Consider the following 15,592-nt stretch of genomic DNA (forward strand, 5'->3'; position numbering starts at 1 on the left):
AAATTGAATTGTGCAAATTTAAGGTTTTGTTTTATAATTAATAGCAAATAAATCAAGACTTTTATAGATATCTTTTTGATTGGAAGCCTTGCTATAATTAATAGAAAAACCTAAGTCGCTGATGGTCTTGCTTGAAAGATACTTAAATACAAAAAGGTTCCCATTTTTCTAGCGCGTCTTTTTGCTTTATCCGCTATATCTCCCTCAAAATGCGAATCGATCGTTTCAAACCACAAGTTTAACCAAGCACCAAAATGATGTTCTGAAATAACATGGTTATTTTCTTCATCAACTTTCACATGTACCTCAAGTGGGTTACCAATATATTTTTTGTCTAATTTCCGCCCCATGAATAAGCTACTTTCCCAAAAAGTAGTCAAACGCTCAATATGTGCATCCCAATCGGTAATTACCTTATTAAAAAAAGGTCCTAAAAACTCATCAGATCGTACTTTATCATAAAATGATGATACTAATAAAAATACATCATCACGTGTTTCAATATTTTTTCTCATATGCTAATTTACAACAATTACAGAACTTTACAGCTCTATATCTAGTATCAATATCTTACATTTCTCGTATTAGAAACTAAATATATATCGGCAAGACAATCTTTTAAGAATGACACCCTTTATATTTAAAAATTATTACTAAAACCCTTTAAAATATTTTTATAATTATGTGTATTTTCGCCTTATGATTACAACAACTATTATCGGAGCTGGCAATGTTGCCACTCATCTATACAAAGCTTTTACAAAAGCTGAAAACATTTCTGTTACGCAATGGTACAATCGGGATATTAGAAAATTAGCTATGTTTCAATCTGAAGTCGATACGATTGACGATTTAACACAGTTAAAACCTGCTGACATATATATAATAGCTGTTAGCGATGATGCCATAGCTGATATATCAAAAGCATTACCTTTTGAAGATCGGTTTGTTGTTCATACCTCTGGTAGTGTCAGTGTTTATGATTTAGATAAAAAAAATAAGCGTGGTGTATTTTACCCTTTACAATCCTTTTCCAAGGATGTACCTATTCCTATAGAAACTGTACCTATTTGCATTGAAACTATTGGTAAAAAAAATGCCCCATTACTAAAATCTTTAGGTGATAATTTAGGCTGCCAAACCTATAAAGTTAATAGTGACCAACGTCGCGCCTTACATTTAGCGGCTGTTTTTGTTAATAATTTCACCAATCAACTTTATCGTGTTGCTCATGAAATAACAGAATCTGAAGGTGTAGAATTCGATATTTTAAAACCACTTATACTAGAAACAGCGAATAAAGTTCAGACTATTTCTCCTTATCTAGCCCAAACGGGGCCCGCAAAGCGTAACGACAAAAAAACAATTAAAAAACATTTAAAATTACTTGAAAGTGAGCAACATCAAGCAATTTATAAATTATTAACTAGCTCAATAAAAAAAACGCAAGGTGTTTATCCAGCAGCTAACACCGAAAAGTAAAATATTATGGAAGAAAAAAGCTATAAAGAATACTTAGAACATATTACAACCTTCATTTTTGATGTAGATGGCGTATTAACCGATGGCACAGTAACTGTATTAACTTCTGGTGAAATGCTAAGAACCATGAATATAAAGGATGGTTACGCTTTAAAAACAGCTATTGACAGAGGTTATAATATTTGTATAATTTCTGGTGGCTCCAATGAAGGGGTGCGCGCCCGTTTAGAAGGATTGGGTATAACAGATATTTTCTTAAAATCGCATGACAAAATAAAAGAGCTTAACCAATACCTATCGGAAAAGGATATTAAACTAGAGCACGTTTTATATATGGGTGATGACATACCAGACTACCCTGTAATGAAACTAGTAGGGTTACCGTGTTGCCCTCAGGATGCTGTTCCTGAAATTAAAGTTGCATCAAAATATATCTCTCATAAAAATGGTGGTCAAGGTGCTGTTCGTGATGTTATTGAACAAGTTTTAAAAGTTCAAGACAATTGGCAAGGCAGCTTTAATGCACAATACGATTAAATTACAAACAAACTAAACGCCCCTATTTTACGCGTATGCAAAATATTTTATCATTAATTCGTTGGAAAAATTTACTCATGATTGCCTTGGTGCAATTATTACTAAAATATGCCCTACTAGAACCTTTTGGGGTGCGGATAACTCTAAATGGATTCGGTTTTTCTTTACTCATAATAGCTACGATATGTTTAGCGGCAGCTGGTAATATTATTAATGATATTTTTGATCAAGACACCGATTCTATTAATAAACCAGAAAGCGTAATAGTAGGAAAAGTTATTTCAGAAAAACTAGCCTACAATCTGTTTTTCATTCTTAATATTATTGGCGTTTTAATTGGCTTTTACTTATCCCATTTAGTTGGTAAATCTGGTTTTTTTGCCATTTTTGTTTTAGTTTCTGGATTACTATACATTTATGCTTCTTATTTAAAGCAACTTATTTTAATTGGCAACATTGTTGTCTCTTTATTAGTCGCATTAAGCATCATTATTGTCGGACTTTTTGAATTACTTCCGGCCATAACACCACAAAATCAAGAAACGCAACTAACGTTTTTTAAAATTATCTGCGATTATGCCATTTTTGCTTTTAGCTTAAACCTAATACGTGAAATGGTTAAAGATATTGAAGACACCAACGGTGATTACAAGTTTGGAATGAACACACTACCTATAGCTTTAGGCCGCGTTCGTGCAACCCATATTACACTAGCACTTACTTTTGTTCCGCTATTTGCTGTAACATATTATGTTGTAACTTATATGTATCAAAATTTATGGATTGTAGGATACTTTCTGCTCTTTGTAATTGCACCATTAGTTTATGTTATTATCCGTTTATTTCAAGCCAAACAAAAAAGTGATTACAGTACTATTAGTGCGCTATTAAAACTGATTATGTTTTTCGGTATGATTTCTTTAGTAATGTATCAATTTAAACTACTCTACTAATGCTTAAAGAACAACTACAAAACAAACGTATAGTTTTAGCTTCAGGATCACCAAGAAGACAACAATTTTTCAAAGATTTAGGCTTAGATTTTGAGATTATTTTAAAACCGGTTGACGAAGTATATCCTGAGGAGCTCAAACATGCTGAAATTAGCGATTATTTAGCGCAATTAAAAGCACAGGCTTTTCAGAATGAAATACAAGCGAACACAATATTAATAACAAGCGACACCATAGTTTGGCATCAAGAAAAAGCTTTAGGAAAACCTGAAAACCCAATCGATGCTTTTAATATGATTAAATCTATGAGTAATACAACACATGATGTTATTACTTCAGTTTGTTTTACAACTTCCGAAAAACAAAAAACCGTAAATGCGATAACGAAAGTTACTTTTAAAGAACTATCGGATGCCGAAATAAACCATTACGTAAACACCTGCAAACCATTTGACAAAGCAGGTGCTTATGGCATTCAGGAATGGATTGGCCAAGTAGGAATAACCAATATTGAGGGCTCCTATTTTAATGTCGTAGGCCTTCCTACACATTTAGTTTATCAAACATTACAAGAATTTATTGCACAGTAAATAATTTGAAAATTATCATATAGTCAGGTTTTTCTATTTTATCTTTACGAGAAACAAACACATGACTTCAATGTCCAATATAAACTTATATCAATCTGAAATTTTCGCTAGTATAATCTTAATTCTTATACTGCTATTTATTCGTTTTATTGCCAAAACTCTAATTAGAAAAATTGGTCGTAAAGCTGGTATCAACGAGGCTAGAATACAACTTATTTCTCGTTATGCCACAGCAACAATATTACTGTTAGGACTACTAATTGAAACCATAATTTTAGGAGCTAAATTTGAAGAAATTGCTTTAGTTTTTTCATCCCTATTTGCTGTGATTGGAATTGCGCTTTTTGCTATTTGGTCTATTTTAAGCAATATTACATCTGGAATAATTATGTTCTTTAACTTCCCATACAAGGTTGGCGATAAAATTTTCATTCACGATAAAGACTTTCCTATAGAAGCTATTATTGAAGATATTGCAGCTTTCCAACTACATTTGCGTTTAAATAACGGGGATTTAGTAACCTACCCCAACAATTTAATCCTTCAAAAACCAGTTACTTTATTAAAAAAAGATGCAATTGATTTAACTTCAGAAGAACTTGATAACACCCTATAGTTTTAAATAATTTATTGTAAATTTCACTATTATGGGTAAAAAGCGCACTTCAAAATACAAGAAACACGTTGGGAAATCTCCAGGAACATTAACATATACCGGGAATAAAGACACTCAAAGACTTTTTATAGAATCATTTGATTATAGTTCGCAATTTGTAAACGAACAGGAACTGTTTAACATTGATGATGCCTTTAATTTTAAAAACACAAATTCTATAACATGGATTAATATTAATGGATTAAACCATATAAACGAAATTGAAAAAATTGGTACCCATTACAATCTCCACCCACTAGTTTTAGAAGATATCGTAAATACATCTCAACGCCCTAAAATTGATGAATACGAAGAATATATTTTCATCGTTTTAAAAATGTTATATTATGATGCTGATGAAAACATTACTATTGAGCAAGTTAGTTTTATACTTGGAAAAAATTATGTCATAACGTTTCAGGAATCAGAAGGCGATGTTTTTGATACAGTTCGGGAGCGTCTTAGAGCTGGTAAAGGAAGAATTCGCAGTCTAGGCTCAGATTACTTACTTTATGCGCTAATGGATGCGGTAGTAGATCATTATTACATTGTAAGCGAAACCATGGGTAATAAAGTAGAAGATTTAGAAGATTTACTTTTCAGTGGAAATATTAAAGACGATTTAAGTCAGCAAGTATTAAGTCTAAAAAAAGAACTCCTAAAAGTACGTCGTGCTATTTTCCCCCTTCGCGAAATAATTAGTCGTATAGAAAAAAGTGATAGTGATTTAATTCTTAAAAAAAATCTTCAGTTCTATAATGATGTCTACGATCATATCATTCAATTATCAGACAGTATTGATATTTACCGCGAAATGATATGGAGTTTAATGGATATGTATATGACCACCATTAGCAATAAAATGAATGAGGTCATGAAAGTATTAACCATTATTGCTACTATTTTTATTCCACTAACATTTATTGCCGGTATTTATGGTATGAATTTCAACCATATGCCTGAACTTCAGTACAAATACAGCTATTATATTCTTTGGGCTGTAATGATTCTAATTTTTATTGGTATGTTGTATTATTTTAAACGAAAGAAGTGGTTATGAAACAAAGAAAAAGGAGCTATTTATAACTCCTTTAAAGTTATAATTGATATTTATTAACAAGTAGTTACTCTTAAATCTTCATTATACCCAACACAATGAATAGTGTAATTATTCATTTTCTTTAAAAAGTATTCTTAATAATCTTAGAGTACAGCTTAAGGTGTTTAGTTAAAAAACCATTAAAACCGTTAGTCTTAACTACTGACTTTATTATATTTGGTCTTTTAGCAAAACCATTATGACAAAACTAGTACGTGCCCTTTTTTTTATCCTATTAAGTACCACACTCACCTACGCCCAAAAACCCAAAAAACCTAATAGTTCTGAGATTTACGAATCCATTAAAAAACTTAATTTTTTAGGCTCTGTTCTATACGTAGCAGCACATCCAGATGATGAAAACACACGCCTTATTTCTTATATGGCAAATAATATTCATGCACGAACGGCCTATTTATCGCTAACACGAGGCGATGGTGGCCAAAACCTAATTGGTCCTGAAATTCGTGAGCTTCTCGGTGTTATTAGAACCCAAGAACTCCTTACTGCCAGAGCTATTGATGGTGGCGAACAACGTTTTACACGTGCAAACGATTTTGGTTATTCTAAGCACCCCGATGAAACTTTAGCTATATGGAATAAAGAAGCCGTTTTAAGTGATGTGGTTTTAGCTATTCGTCAATTTCAGCCAGATATCATCATAAACCGTTTTGACCACAGAAGCCCAGGAACAACTCACGGGCATCATACAACTTCAGCCATGTTAAGCGTGGAAGCTTTTGATATTACCAATGATAATTCAAAATTCTCTGAACAACTAAAAACTACATCTACATGGCAACCAAAACGCCTGTTTTATAACACATCTTGGTGGTTTTATGGTAGTAAAGAAAAATTTAATAAAGCCGACAAAAGTAATCTCTTAAGCCTAGATACCGGAATTTATTATCCATCAAGCGGACTTAGTAATACCGAAATTGCATCCTTAAGTAGAAGTCAGCACAAATCGCAAGGGTTTGGTAACACCGGAACTCGTGGTTCTGAGTTAGAATATATCGAGCTTATAAAAGGAACAATGCCTACTGATCCAAATAATTTATTTGAAGGTATTGATACTTCTTGGAACCGAGTAAAAGGTGGCGCTGCTATTGGTGCAATATTAAAAGATGTAGAAACCAATTATAATTTTAATAATCCTTCTGCATCATTACCTAAACTAGTTGAAGCTTATGCTGCTATTCAGCAATTAGAAAACACACATTGGAAAACTATTAAAACTCAGGAATTAAAAGATATTATAGCTGCTTGTGCCGGTTTGTATGTAGAAGCTGTTTCTGAAACAAATCAAGCAACAGCTAACGAAACTATTTCTTTAAAACTTGAAGCTATAAATAGAAGTCCTATAAAAATGACTCTAGCGTCAATTACAAATCCTAATAACTTAAAAGTTGAGAAAGGAATTACCTTAAACGAAAACGAATCTATAAAAATTAGCGAATCGTTTAAAATTCCTAGCCTAGATAAAACACCTATCACAACACCTTACTGGCTAACAGAAAAAGGAACTTTAGGCATGTATCAAGTGTCTGATAAAGCATTAATAGGAAAAGCAGAAACACCAGAATATTTCAATGTCATTTTTCACTTGAACATAGCAGGTGTTAACATTCCTTATACCAAAGCTGTTGTTTATAAAATGAATGACCCCGTTAAAGGTGAAGTTTATAAGCCTTTTGAAATAATCCCGGAAGCATCGGTTAAAATTGCCGAAAAAGTAATCATTTTCGACACTAACAACCCTAGAAACATTCCCGTAAGCATTAAAGCAGGACGCGATAATTTAAAAGGTGACATACATTTATCTATACCTGATGGTTGGAGCGTTACACCCGAAAAACACCAAATAAGCATTAGTAATAAAGGTGATGAGCAAACTGTTTTGTTTTTGGTTACGCCTCCAAGTAAGCAAAATGAAGGCTCTATCAAACCTATTATATCTATTAACAACAACACCTACTCCAATGAGTTAATAGAAATAGATTACGATCATATTCCATATCAAACGGTATTGCTACCTAGCGAAAGTAAAGTGGTACGTTTAGATATTAAAAAGAAAGGTGAAAACATAGCCTACATTGCTGGTGCAGGTGATGTAGTTCCTGAAAGCTTACAACAAATAGGTTACCATGTAACAACACTAAGCCCTGATGCTATTACCCCTGAAAATTTAGAAGGTTTTGATGCCGTAGTCATAGGAATCCGTGCTTACAATACAGTTGAAGCCTTAAAATTTAAACAATCAATTTTATTTGATTTTGTAAAAAATGGCGGAAACATGATTGTTCAGTACAACACAAACCGCAGATTAGTAACAGATACATTAGCACCCTTTAAATTAGAATTATCAAGAGACCGGGTTACTGATGAATTTGCAAATGTGACATTTTTAGCTAAAAAACACCCCGTATTAAACACTCCTAATAAAATCACCCAATCTGATTTTGAAAATTGGACACAAGAGCGTGGCTTATACTTCCCTAATAAATGGAGTTCGGATTTCACCCCTATTTTATCAATGCATGATAAAGGTGAGTCTGCTAAAAAAGGAAGTTTACTTGTCGCTAAATACGGTAAAGGCTATTATGTTTATACAGGATTAAGTTTCTTTAGAGAGTTTCCTGCAGGCGTATCTGGAGCATACCGTTTATTTGCGAATATGTTATCTTTAGGAAAATAACCCAAAACACTACTCATGGAGCCCGAAAAATACAAATGGAAAAAAATGTATACGATACTACTCGTAGCTAACATTCTTTATTTTATTGCTTTTTATTTTATAATGCAAGCCTTTTAAATATGCAAACTCTCGATTGGATTATTCTATCCATTACCCTTATTACTATTGTTGCTTACGGAACATACCAAACCCGCGGCAGTAAAAACGTTCAAGATTTCCTAAAAGGAGGTAATTCTTCTAAGTGGTACACGATAGGATTATCCGTAATGGCTACACAAGCAAGTGCTATTACATTTTTATCGACACCAGGGCAAGCCTTTAACGACGGTATGGGCTTTGTACAATTCTATTTCGGACTTCCAATAGCCATGATTGTTATTTGTATGGTTTTTATCCCCTTGTATCACCGCTTAAATGTGTACACAGCTTACGAATTCTTAGAAAACCGTTTCGATTTAAAAACACGTACTTTAACTGCTATATTATTTCTTATTCAACGCGGGTTGGCTGCAGGTATCACTATTTTTGCTCCTGCAATTATTTTATCGGTTGTTTTAGGTTGGAATCTCCTATTACTTAATATTATTATAGGAATATTAGTCATTATTTATACCGTATCAGGTGGTACGAAAGCAGTAAATGTTACCCAGAAACATCAGATGGTTGTTATCTTTTCTGGGATGATTATTGCCTTTATTCTTATCGTAAATAAACTACCTGAAAATATCACTTTTACAAATGCATTAGATATTGCTGGCGCAAGTGGTAAAATGGATATTTTGGATTTCTCTTTCGATTTAAATAATCGTTATACTTTTTGGAGTGGTATTATAGGTGGTACTTTTTTAATGCTTTCTTATTTTGGAACAGACCAAAGCCAAGTACAACGTTATTTATCCGGAAAATCTGTTCGAGAAATGCAATTAGGGCTTATGTTTAACGGCCTATTTAAAGTTCCTATGCAATTCTTTATTCTACTTGTAGGCGTTATGGTTTTTGTTTTCTATCAGTTCAACAAAGCTCCCGTAAATTTTAACCCTGTAGCTACTGAAGTGGTTTTAGACACAGAATATGCTCAAGAATACAAAGAGCTTCAATTGGCTCAAGATGCTGTTTATAATGAAAAACAAGAATTAATAGCCAGTTTCATTGCTAATAAAAATGAAGCAACCTTGGCTGGTGTCGCAACTGCAAATGCTACAAATGATAGCATTAGAGCTCGTGCTCGTGTATTAATTGACAAAGCAGGAGAAACTAAAGGTATAAAAGTAGAAAGTAACGATAAGGATTATGTTTTTATAAACTTCATACTCAACAACTTACCTCGAGGTTTAATTGGGTTACTATTAGCCGTTATATTAAGTGCTGCCATGTCTAGTACTTCTAGCGAGTTAAACGCGCTTGCATCTACTACAACAATAGATTTATACAAGCGAAATGCGCCTAATAAAAGCGACACAGAAATGGTTAAAATTTCTAGATTATTTACTTTAGGTTGGGGAATTATGGCAATAATAGTAGCCTGTCTCGCTAATTTGGCTGAGAATTTAATTCAGTTAGTAAATATTATTGGTTCGGTATTTTATGGTAATGTTTTAGGTATTTTCTTATTAGCCTTTTTTGTTAAAGCTGTTAAAGGTCGTGCCGTATTTATTGCCGCTATTATAACACAAATACTGGTGATTAGCTTATTTTTATTAAATCAATACGAATATATAAACTTACCTTTCTTATGGCTCAACTTTGTGGGGTGTGCTATTGTTATGACTATTGCGATACTAATTCAATTTACAAGTAAAAAATCAAGCTAAAACTAAAGGATAGTAACCTTAAGATTTAGCACCAAAAAAAAGCGACTAGATAAAAATCTAGTCGCTTTTCTATTTATTATTCGAATACTATTATATACAATTTTCGTATTGCAATAACGCTTCTAAAGCATCTTCTCGTTTTTCAACAGGTTCGGCAGCAGAAATATTGGCTGCGGAATTTTAACTTGACCTGTCTTTACGCAACCATCAACAAAGTGTAATTCTCCCGATAATCATTCTGTTTCTTGAGAAAACCTTATTGTTGAAACAGTTAGAATAAAGATGCAGAAAATAAAACGTAACTTCATTTTAGTTAGCGCCCCACTCTTCTAAAGAATCTTCATTAAATTTTACATACTGCATGTTACCAGCAGCTTTTGATGCTTCTAAAGATTTCTTAGCAATTTCAATAGCTTCCGCCTTATGACCCGCTTTAGCATAAATTAAAGACTGCTTTCTTAATTGATGAAAAGCAGGCTCTTTATCCATCATACTAAAAGCTTTATCAACCCAAACTTTAGCTTGCTTAATATCTTTGCCTTCTGTTAAATAATACACTGCTGAAGCATAATAATCAGCTGATGTAGGCGTACCATTTAAAGCATCGTTAATAGACTTCAGTACCTTATCATCTGTTGGAACAGAAAAAGGAACACCTATGTATGTATTTTCCCATAATAACTCTAATCTAGCTCCACTTGTTTGAATATTGTTAATATCAATAGTAAAAGTTTCAACTAAGAAAGGTACTTGTTCTGCTTTAACCTTAACAATTGCAGCTACTTTACTTTCATCCCATTTTTTTGGTGCTCCCCAATTATCCGTTGCTGTATAAAAATATACTTCCCAAATAGATGCTCCTGGCTTTGTGTATAACGCATAAGAACCAGCGTCCAATTGATACTCATTAATTGTTACGGGATCACTAAAAGTAATAACCGTATTTTTATTAGCTCCGGTTCTCCAAATCTTATCAAAAGCCTCTAAGCCTCCAAATATTTTTCTGCCTTTCACACTTGGACGAGAATATTCAATAGTCACATCGGTTAAACCAACCTTTTGCTCAACTTTACTAAAAGGGCTAGATTGAGGTGTTTCAACCTGTGCTTGTGTATTAAATGCCACAACAAACGCAGCAATAAGTAATAATGTCTTTTTCATGGATAATATATTATTAATTTAAATTGTTATTTATAAGAATTACTTTATAAACGTCTTGTTAATTACTAAATGTATTTAATCTTCAAAATTCCATCTTCTATAAACACTACGTTGTATTTGTCCAAAGTTTTCTAAATGATTAATGTACTGGTCTGAAGTTAAAATTGGTTTAATTTCGTTGTTCATTCTATCTACAAGTGCATTAAATTTTTCATGTATTTCATCACGTGTAAAATCGTGATCCGAATCATTTAAGCGCCCCATTTGAAAAACATAATTGTTTACAATACGATCATAATCATCACGCACTTCAGGCTTTAATTTCATTTCGTTAACACGTTCATAAAACCAACGTTGAATATTGGCACGTTCTTGAACCGAATAAACGGTATCAACTTTAGCTTCTTGTAATTCCGCATCTTTTACAGAACGCGATTGAGAAAAACCGGTGCTAAACACCATTAAAAATAGTCCTAAACATAGGATTTGACTTGCTTTCATGTTTTTAAATTTTTGAAATACGAAGATACTATTTTTTCTGTTTGTAGAGAATTTAAATTGTATCACAGTATTTTTTGTTTAACTTTTTAGATTATTTGTTAAACATTTTGTATCTTTACGTCATAATATTGAAATCATGGCTAAGAAAAAGAACATAACAAACGATAAACTCATAACATTTTACATGGATTATGTTTTAACTCATAATCAAGAGCCTGAATCTGTATATGCGTTTGCTAAAGCGTTTAATTTTAACGAATCTGATTTCTACAAACACTTTACAACGTTTAAAGTTTTAGAAAAAACTATTTTTAAAACGTTTCTGGAAAATACTATAAACCTTTTAGAGCAAAACGAATCGTATTTACAATTTGATGCCCGTAATAAGCTATTAAGTTTCTATTTTACATTATTTGAAAATTTAACAGCTAATAGAAGTTATGGTGTTTACGCTCTAGAATCTAAAAATTTAAAGTCGCTCACTACCCTTTCTGAATTGAGAAAAGCATTTAAAGAATATATTAACTCATTACCAATTGATATGGTAGAAATTAAAGAACCACGCATAACTAAAATTCAAAATATGTCTGTTCAAGAAAGTTTTTGGGTTCAGTTTCTTGTCGTTTTAAAATTTTGGTTAAATGATGAGTCGCCAGCATTTGAGAAAACCGATTTATTCATTGAAAAATCGGTACAAGCAAGTTTCGACTTGATGGAGATAAAACCATTAAAAAGTGTGCTTGATTTAGGTAAATTTATCTATAAAGAGACCATGCAATAAGAGCATATGAAAACAATTGATAAAATACCTACAGGAAAAATACAACGTGCTAGTAAATTAGTTAAAACAGGCGCAAAAGTTGGCGTTAATTACCTTAAATATTATGGTGATAAACTCACTAAAGATGACAATGAGGCTAGAGAAACATTAAATAAAAATAATGCTGATGATATTTATGATGGATTAAAGCAACTTAAAGGAAGTGCACTTAAAGTAGCACAAATGCTAAGCATGGAAAAGAGCATTTTACCACAAGCTTATGTTGAAAAATTTTCTTTATCACAGTTTTCTGTGCCGCCATTATCTCCCCCTTTAGTCGCTAAAACTTTTAAGGCTTATTTTGGAAAACCACCCGAATCTATTTTTGATAATTTTAATCCGGTTTCAGTTAATGCAGCAAGTATTGGTCAAGTACACATTGCAGAAAAAAATGGAAAGCAATTGGCCGTTAAAATACAGTACCCAGGAGTTGCACAAAGTATTCAATCAGATTTAGCAATGGTGAAACCCATAGCTATTAAAATGTTTAATATTAAAGGTGCAGATTCTGATAAGTATTTTAAAGAAGTAGAAAACAAGCTAATTGAAGAAACCAATTACCAATTAGAACTCCAGCAGAGTCAAGAAATAGCACAAGCTTGTGCCCATATACCAAACCTGAAGTTCCCAAAGTATTACCCAGATTTATCTTCAGACCGGATTATTACTATGGATTATATGAAAGGGAAACACCTTTCTGAATTTGCGCCAATAAATACAAATAAAGACCTTGCTACGAAAATCGGACAATCTTTATGGGATTTTTATATGTTTCAAATTCATAAATTAAAAAAGGTACATGCCGATCCACACCCCGGAAATTTTCTAATTTCTGAAACAGGACAGCTAATAGCGCTGGATTTTGGTTGCATGAAAATTATTCCAAATAGTTTTTATATTCCTTACTTTGAGTTAGCTACAAAAGAATGTATTGATAATCCAATCATTTTTCAAGATAAACTGTATGAGTTAGAAATTTTAAAACCAGAAGATTCGCTGGAAGAAATTAAATTCTTTTCAGATATGTTTCATGAGCTATTAAGTATTTTCACACGTCCGTTACATTCTGAGGTTTTTAATTTTTCAGATGCTTCATTTTTTAGTCGTATTGCCGATTTAGGTGAAAAATACTCCAAAAATACAGATTTACGGAAAATGAATGGAAATCGCGGTTCACAACATTTTATATACATAAACCGAACCTTTTTTGGTTTGTATAATTTAATGTTTGACTTGAAAGCTGATGGCATTAAAATTTCAAACTATAAATTATTACAAACGCCCTAAGCATTAAAGTGTGAAATATGTAGGAAACCAATTATATTTTAACTTAAAATTAATAAATAGTAGAAAAACAGTTATTATATTTCATTAATTAGTAAAATGCAGTTGTTTTAGAATAACACCGTGTTAAAGTAGTGCTTAAAATACAACCTTAACCCTAGAGCAACCTATTTAAAGCTAAATTAAAACTATTAAATTTTTAAACTATGGACACAATAGATCGTGCATTAGAATTCGAGCAAACAAAATTAAAATCTTTATCAACAAGTGATAGAATTAAAATCTCAAGAGAGGCAAAAGCCCTTATTTTGGATTTAAATCAAATTTATAAAACCAAAAAAGATGAGCGTATCATGGATATCATGAAGCGTTTAACAGCAATAAAACAAAAAGTAGAAAAACGTCTTAACGGGAAACCTTTAAGTGCTTAATGCAAAAAGGTTGGTCATAGTAACAGAGCTATAAGCATAAAATGTAGCTCTGTTAACTATGTAAATACCAGTCAAAAACCCATCATATTATGCTAAGTATCTTTCAATCGAAAAAAACAGAATCACAACCTACCACTAGCTTATATGATGTTAAATTATCCGCTTTAGATGGCTCAGCTATCGACCTACACAAATTTAAAGGACAATATATATTGTTCGTTAATGTAGCTTCTCATTGTGGTTTCACGAAGCAATACACTGAATTGCAAGAACTTTATGAAACCTACCAAAACAAACTAGTTATAATTGGTGTTCCTTGTAATCAATTTGGAAATCAAGAACCTGGTTCAGCAGAACATATTCAATCATTTTGTCAAAAAAATTACGGAGTAACATTCCTTATTGCCAAGAAAACAATAGTAAAAGGAAAAGAACAACATCCGTTATACCAATGGCTAACTAAAAAGTCATTAAATGGAAAAGTAAACTCGTCAGTTACATGGAATTTCCAAAAATATCTCATTAATAAAAAAGGACATTTAGTGGATTATTACTACTCAATAACCAAACCTTTAAGTCCTAAAATAACAAAACACCTAAATTCATAACCGTATTAATATAAAACGTTATTCCCTGTCGCCTTATGAAACATATAACATTATTAATACTGTTTTTAATAATTAATTTTGGAAGCTTAGCTTTAGGCAGTTGGCTAATGGGAGATGGTGCATCTTCAGCATGGTACACAAATTTAAATAAAGCACCATGGACTCCTCCGGGTTGGGTATTTGGAGCAGCTTGGACATTAATAATGATTTGTTTTTCTGTTTACTTAAGTTTCTTATTTAAAGACTACAAATCCAATTATTTAATTGGGGTGTTTGCACTTCAAGTAGCACTTAATGTAGGATGGAATTTTCTATTTTTTAATCAACAGCTAGTCCTACCAGCATTCATTGTTATCCTCTTACTAACAGGTTTAATATGCTATTTATTTTTCACCTATCGTATGGACGCTATTAATTTATGGCGTTATTTACTAATACCTTATATAGTTTGGCTTTTTGTAGCAAGCTCATTAAACGGTTATATTTTACTTTATAATTAATGAAAATTTACACACTTAATAAAAAACAACAGTTACCTATTTCTGTTGAGCAGGCATGGTCATTTTTGTCGGACCCTAAAAATTTAAAAACTATAACACCTGAATATATGGGTTTTAATATTATTTCTGGTGCTGACAAACCTATGTATGCTGGTCAGATAATTCAATATATTGTTACACCTGTTTTGGGTATTAAAACAAAATGGGTTACAGAAATCACCCATAGCGTTACTAATGAATATTTTGTTGACGAACAGCGTTTTGGTCCTTATGCCTTATGGCATCACAAACATTTTATTAGAGAGATACCTGGAGGCGTAGAAATGAACGATATTATAGACTATAAACTGCCTTTCGGTTTTCTAGGACAAATGGCACACCCTTTTATAGTAAAGCCAAAATTAGAAGAGATTTTTAACTATAGAGAAAAAAAATTAACTGAACTTTTCGGTTCCATATAAT

17 protein-coding genes are annotated in these 15,592 nt (G+C 32.2%); 14 read left to right on the forward strand and 3 right to left on the reverse strand.

Features of this window, described 5'->3' with window-relative positions; all coding sequences use genetic code 11:
• Positions 1-110 precede the first annotated feature (110 nt).
• Positions 111-515, reverse strand: coding sequence for a group III truncated hemoglobin (locus ACW5R3_RS08960; RefSeq protein WP_456576671.1), 405 nt, complete (start codon positions 513-515; stop codon positions 111-113).
• Positions 516-699: 184 nt separating this feature from the next.
• On the opposite strand from ACW5R3_RS08960, the gene ACW5R3_RS08965 reads away from it, so the two are divergent.
• The 8 genes from ACW5R3_RS08965 (at position 700) to ACW5R3_RS09000 (ending at position 9,825) form a co-directional block, all read left to right on the forward strand.
• Positions 700-1,482, forward strand: a complete 783-nt coding sequence (locus ACW5R3_RS08965; protein ID WP_456576672.1) for a Rossmann-like and DUF2520 domain-containing protein — start codon at positions 700-702, stop codon at positions 1,480-1,482.
• 6 nt (positions 1,483-1,488) lie between these two features.
• Entirely contained in the window at positions 1,489-2,019 is a 531-nt protein-coding gene (locus ACW5R3_RS08970) for a KdsC family phosphatase (protein WP_456576673.1), read from the forward strand.
• Positions 2,020-2,054: 35 nt separating this feature from the next.
• The gene (locus tag ACW5R3_RS08975) at positions 2,055-2,972 is read left to right on the forward strand and encodes a geranylgeranylglycerol-phosphate geranylgeranyltransferase (RefSeq protein ID WP_456576674.1); all 918 of its coding nucleotides are present in this window, start codon (positions 2,055-2,057) and stop codon (positions 2,970-2,972) included.
• Positions 2,972-3,562 carry a Maf-like protein gene (locus ACW5R3_RS08980; protein WP_456576675.1) on the forward strand — a complete coding sequence of 197 codons (591 nt, stop codon included), beginning with the start codon at positions 2,972-2,974 and terminating at the stop codon, positions 3,560-3,562. The genes ACW5R3_RS08975 and ACW5R3_RS08980 overlap by 1 nt, the downstream gene beginning before the upstream one ends.
• A gap of 70 nt (positions 3,563-3,632) precedes the next feature.
• Positions 3,633-4,178, forward strand: coding sequence for a mechanosensitive ion channel domain-containing protein (locus tag ACW5R3_RS08985; RefSeq protein ID WP_456576676.1), 546 nt, complete (start codon positions 3,633-3,635; stop codon positions 4,176-4,178).
• A gap of 31 nt (positions 4,179-4,209) precedes the next feature.
• Positions 4,210-5,277: a magnesium/cobalt transporter CorA gene (gene corA, locus ACW5R3_RS08990; RefSeq protein WP_456576677.1), complete on the forward strand. Its 1,068-nt coding sequence runs from the start codon at positions 4,210-4,212 to the stop codon at positions 5,275-5,277.
• A gap of 238 nt (positions 5,278-5,515) precedes the next feature.
• The gene (locus ACW5R3_RS08995; protein ID WP_456576678.1) at positions 5,516-8,014 is read left to right on the forward strand and encodes a PIG-L family deacetylase; all 2,499 of its coding nucleotides are present in this window, start codon (positions 5,516-5,518) and stop codon (positions 8,012-8,014) included.
• A gap of 119 nt (positions 8,015-8,133) precedes the next feature.
• Positions 8,134-9,825, forward strand: coding sequence for a sodium:solute symporter (locus tag ACW5R3_RS09000; protein ID WP_456576679.1), 1,692 nt, complete (start codon positions 8,134-8,136; stop codon positions 9,823-9,825).
• 309 nt (positions 9,826-10,134) lie between these two features.
• Here ACW5R3_RS09000 and ACW5R3_RS09005 read toward each other — a convergent pair whose 3' ends face one another.
• Positions 10,135-10,986, reverse strand: coding sequence for a DUF2911 domain-containing protein (locus tag ACW5R3_RS09005; protein ID WP_456576680.1), 852 nt, complete (start codon positions 10,984-10,986; stop codon positions 10,135-10,137).
• 75 nt (positions 10,987-11,061) lie between these two features.
• Positions 11,062-11,487, reverse strand: a complete 426-nt coding sequence (locus ACW5R3_RS09010) for a hypothetical protein (RefSeq protein WP_456576681.1) — start codon at positions 11,485-11,487, stop codon at positions 11,062-11,064.
• Positions 11,488-11,623: 136 nt separating this feature from the next.
• Between ACW5R3_RS09010 and ACW5R3_RS09015 the strand changes: the two genes are divergently transcribed.
• From ACW5R3_RS09015 to ACW5R3_RS09040, 6 genes are all read left to right on the forward strand, one after another.
• On the forward strand, positions 11,624-12,268 hold the full coding sequence (locus ACW5R3_RS09015) for a TetR family transcriptional regulator C-terminal domain-containing protein (protein ID WP_456576682.1): 645 nt from the start codon (positions 11,624-11,626) through the stop codon (positions 12,266-12,268).
• 6 nt (positions 12,269-12,274) lie between these two features.
• Positions 12,275-13,594, forward strand: a complete 1,320-nt coding sequence (locus tag ACW5R3_RS09020; protein ID WP_456576683.1) for an ABC1 kinase family protein — start codon at positions 12,275-12,277, stop codon at positions 13,592-13,594.
• 203 nt (positions 13,595-13,797) lie between these two features.
• Complete coding sequence (locus ACW5R3_RS09025) at positions 13,798-14,022, forward strand: hypothetical protein (RefSeq protein ID WP_456576684.1); 225 nt, start codon at positions 13,798-13,800, stop codon at positions 14,020-14,022.
• Positions 14,023-14,111: 89 nt separating this feature from the next.
• Positions 14,112-14,630 carry a glutathione peroxidase gene (locus tag ACW5R3_RS09030; protein WP_456576685.1) on the forward strand — a complete coding sequence of 173 codons (519 nt, stop codon included), beginning with the start codon at positions 14,112-14,114 and terminating at the stop codon, positions 14,628-14,630.
• 35 nt (positions 14,631-14,665) lie between these two features.
• The gene (locus ACW5R3_RS09035) at positions 14,666-15,130 is read left to right on the forward strand and encodes a TspO/MBR family protein (RefSeq protein WP_456576686.1); all 465 of its coding nucleotides are present in this window, start codon (positions 14,666-14,668) and stop codon (positions 15,128-15,130) included.
• Entirely contained in the window at positions 15,130-15,591 is a 462-nt protein-coding gene (locus ACW5R3_RS09040) for an SRPBCC family protein (RefSeq protein WP_456576687.1), read from the forward strand. The genes ACW5R3_RS09035 and ACW5R3_RS09040 overlap by 1 nt, the downstream gene beginning before the upstream one ends.
• Position 15,592 lies beyond the last annotated feature (1 nt).

The organism is Algorimicrobium bowmanii, from assembly GCF_054031195.1.

Excerpts from the sequence above, each read along its gene's own strand:
- ACW5R3_RS08970 (WP_456576673.1), top strand. The coding sequence starts at position 1,489 with ATGGAAGAAAAAAGCTATAAAGAATACTTAGAACATATTACAACCTTC.
- ACW5R3_RS08985 (WP_456576676.1), top strand. The coding sequence starts at position 3,633 with ATGTCCAATATAAACTTATATCAATCTGAAATTTTCGCTAGTATAATC.
- ACW5R3_RS09035 (WP_456576686.1), top strand. The coding sequence starts at position 14,666 with ATGAAACATATAACATTATTAATACTGTTTTTAATAATTAATTTTGGA.
- corA (WP_456576677.1), top strand. The coding sequence starts at position 4,210 with ATGGGTAAAAAGCGCACTTCAAAATACAAGAAACACGTTGGGAAATCT.
- ACW5R3_RS09020 (WP_456576683.1), top strand. The coding sequence starts at position 12,275 with ATGAAAACAATTGATAAAATACCTACAGGAAAAATACAACGTGCTAGT.
- ACW5R3_RS09015 (WP_456576682.1), top strand. The coding sequence starts at position 11,624 with ATGGCTAAGAAAAAGAACATAACAAACGATAAACTCATAACATTTTAC.
- ACW5R3_RS08965 (WP_456576672.1), top strand. The coding sequence starts at position 700 with ATGATTACAACAACTATTATCGGAGCTGGCAATGTTGCCACTCATCTA.
- ACW5R3_RS09040 (WP_456576687.1), top strand. The coding sequence starts at position 15,130 with ATGAAAATTTACACACTTAATAAAAAACAACAGTTACCTATTTCTGTT.
- ACW5R3_RS09030 (WP_456576685.1), top strand. The coding sequence starts at position 14,112 with ATGCTAAGTATCTTTCAATCGAAAAAAACAGAATCACAACCTACCACT.
- ACW5R3_RS08995 (WP_456576678.1), top strand. The coding sequence starts at position 5,516 with ATGACAAAACTAGTACGTGCCCTTTTTTTTATCCTATTAAGTACCACA.
- ACW5R3_RS09000 (WP_456576679.1), top strand. The coding sequence starts at position 8,134 with ATGCAAACTCTCGATTGGATTATTCTATCCATTACCCTTATTACTATT.
- ACW5R3_RS08960 (WP_456576671.1), bottom strand. The coding sequence starts at position 515 with ATGAGAAAAAATATTGAAACACGTGATGATGTATTTTTATTAGTATCA.
- ACW5R3_RS08980 (WP_456576675.1), top strand. The coding sequence starts at position 2,972 with ATGCTTAAAGAACAACTACAAAACAAACGTATAGTTTTAGCTTCAGGA.
- ACW5R3_RS09005 (WP_456576680.1), bottom strand. The coding sequence starts at position 10,986 with ATGAAAAAGACATTATTACTTATTGCTGCGTTTGTTGTGGCATTTAAT.
- ACW5R3_RS08975 (WP_456576674.1), top strand. The coding sequence starts at position 2,055 with ATGCAAAATATTTTATCATTAATTCGTTGGAAAAATTTACTCATGATT.
- ACW5R3_RS09025 (WP_456576684.1), top strand. The coding sequence starts at position 13,798 with ATGGACACAATAGATCGTGCATTAGAATTCGAGCAAACAAAATTAAAA.
- ACW5R3_RS09010 (WP_456576681.1), bottom strand. The coding sequence starts at position 11,487 with ATGAAAGCAAGTCAAATCCTATGTTTAGGACTATTTTTAATGGTGTTT.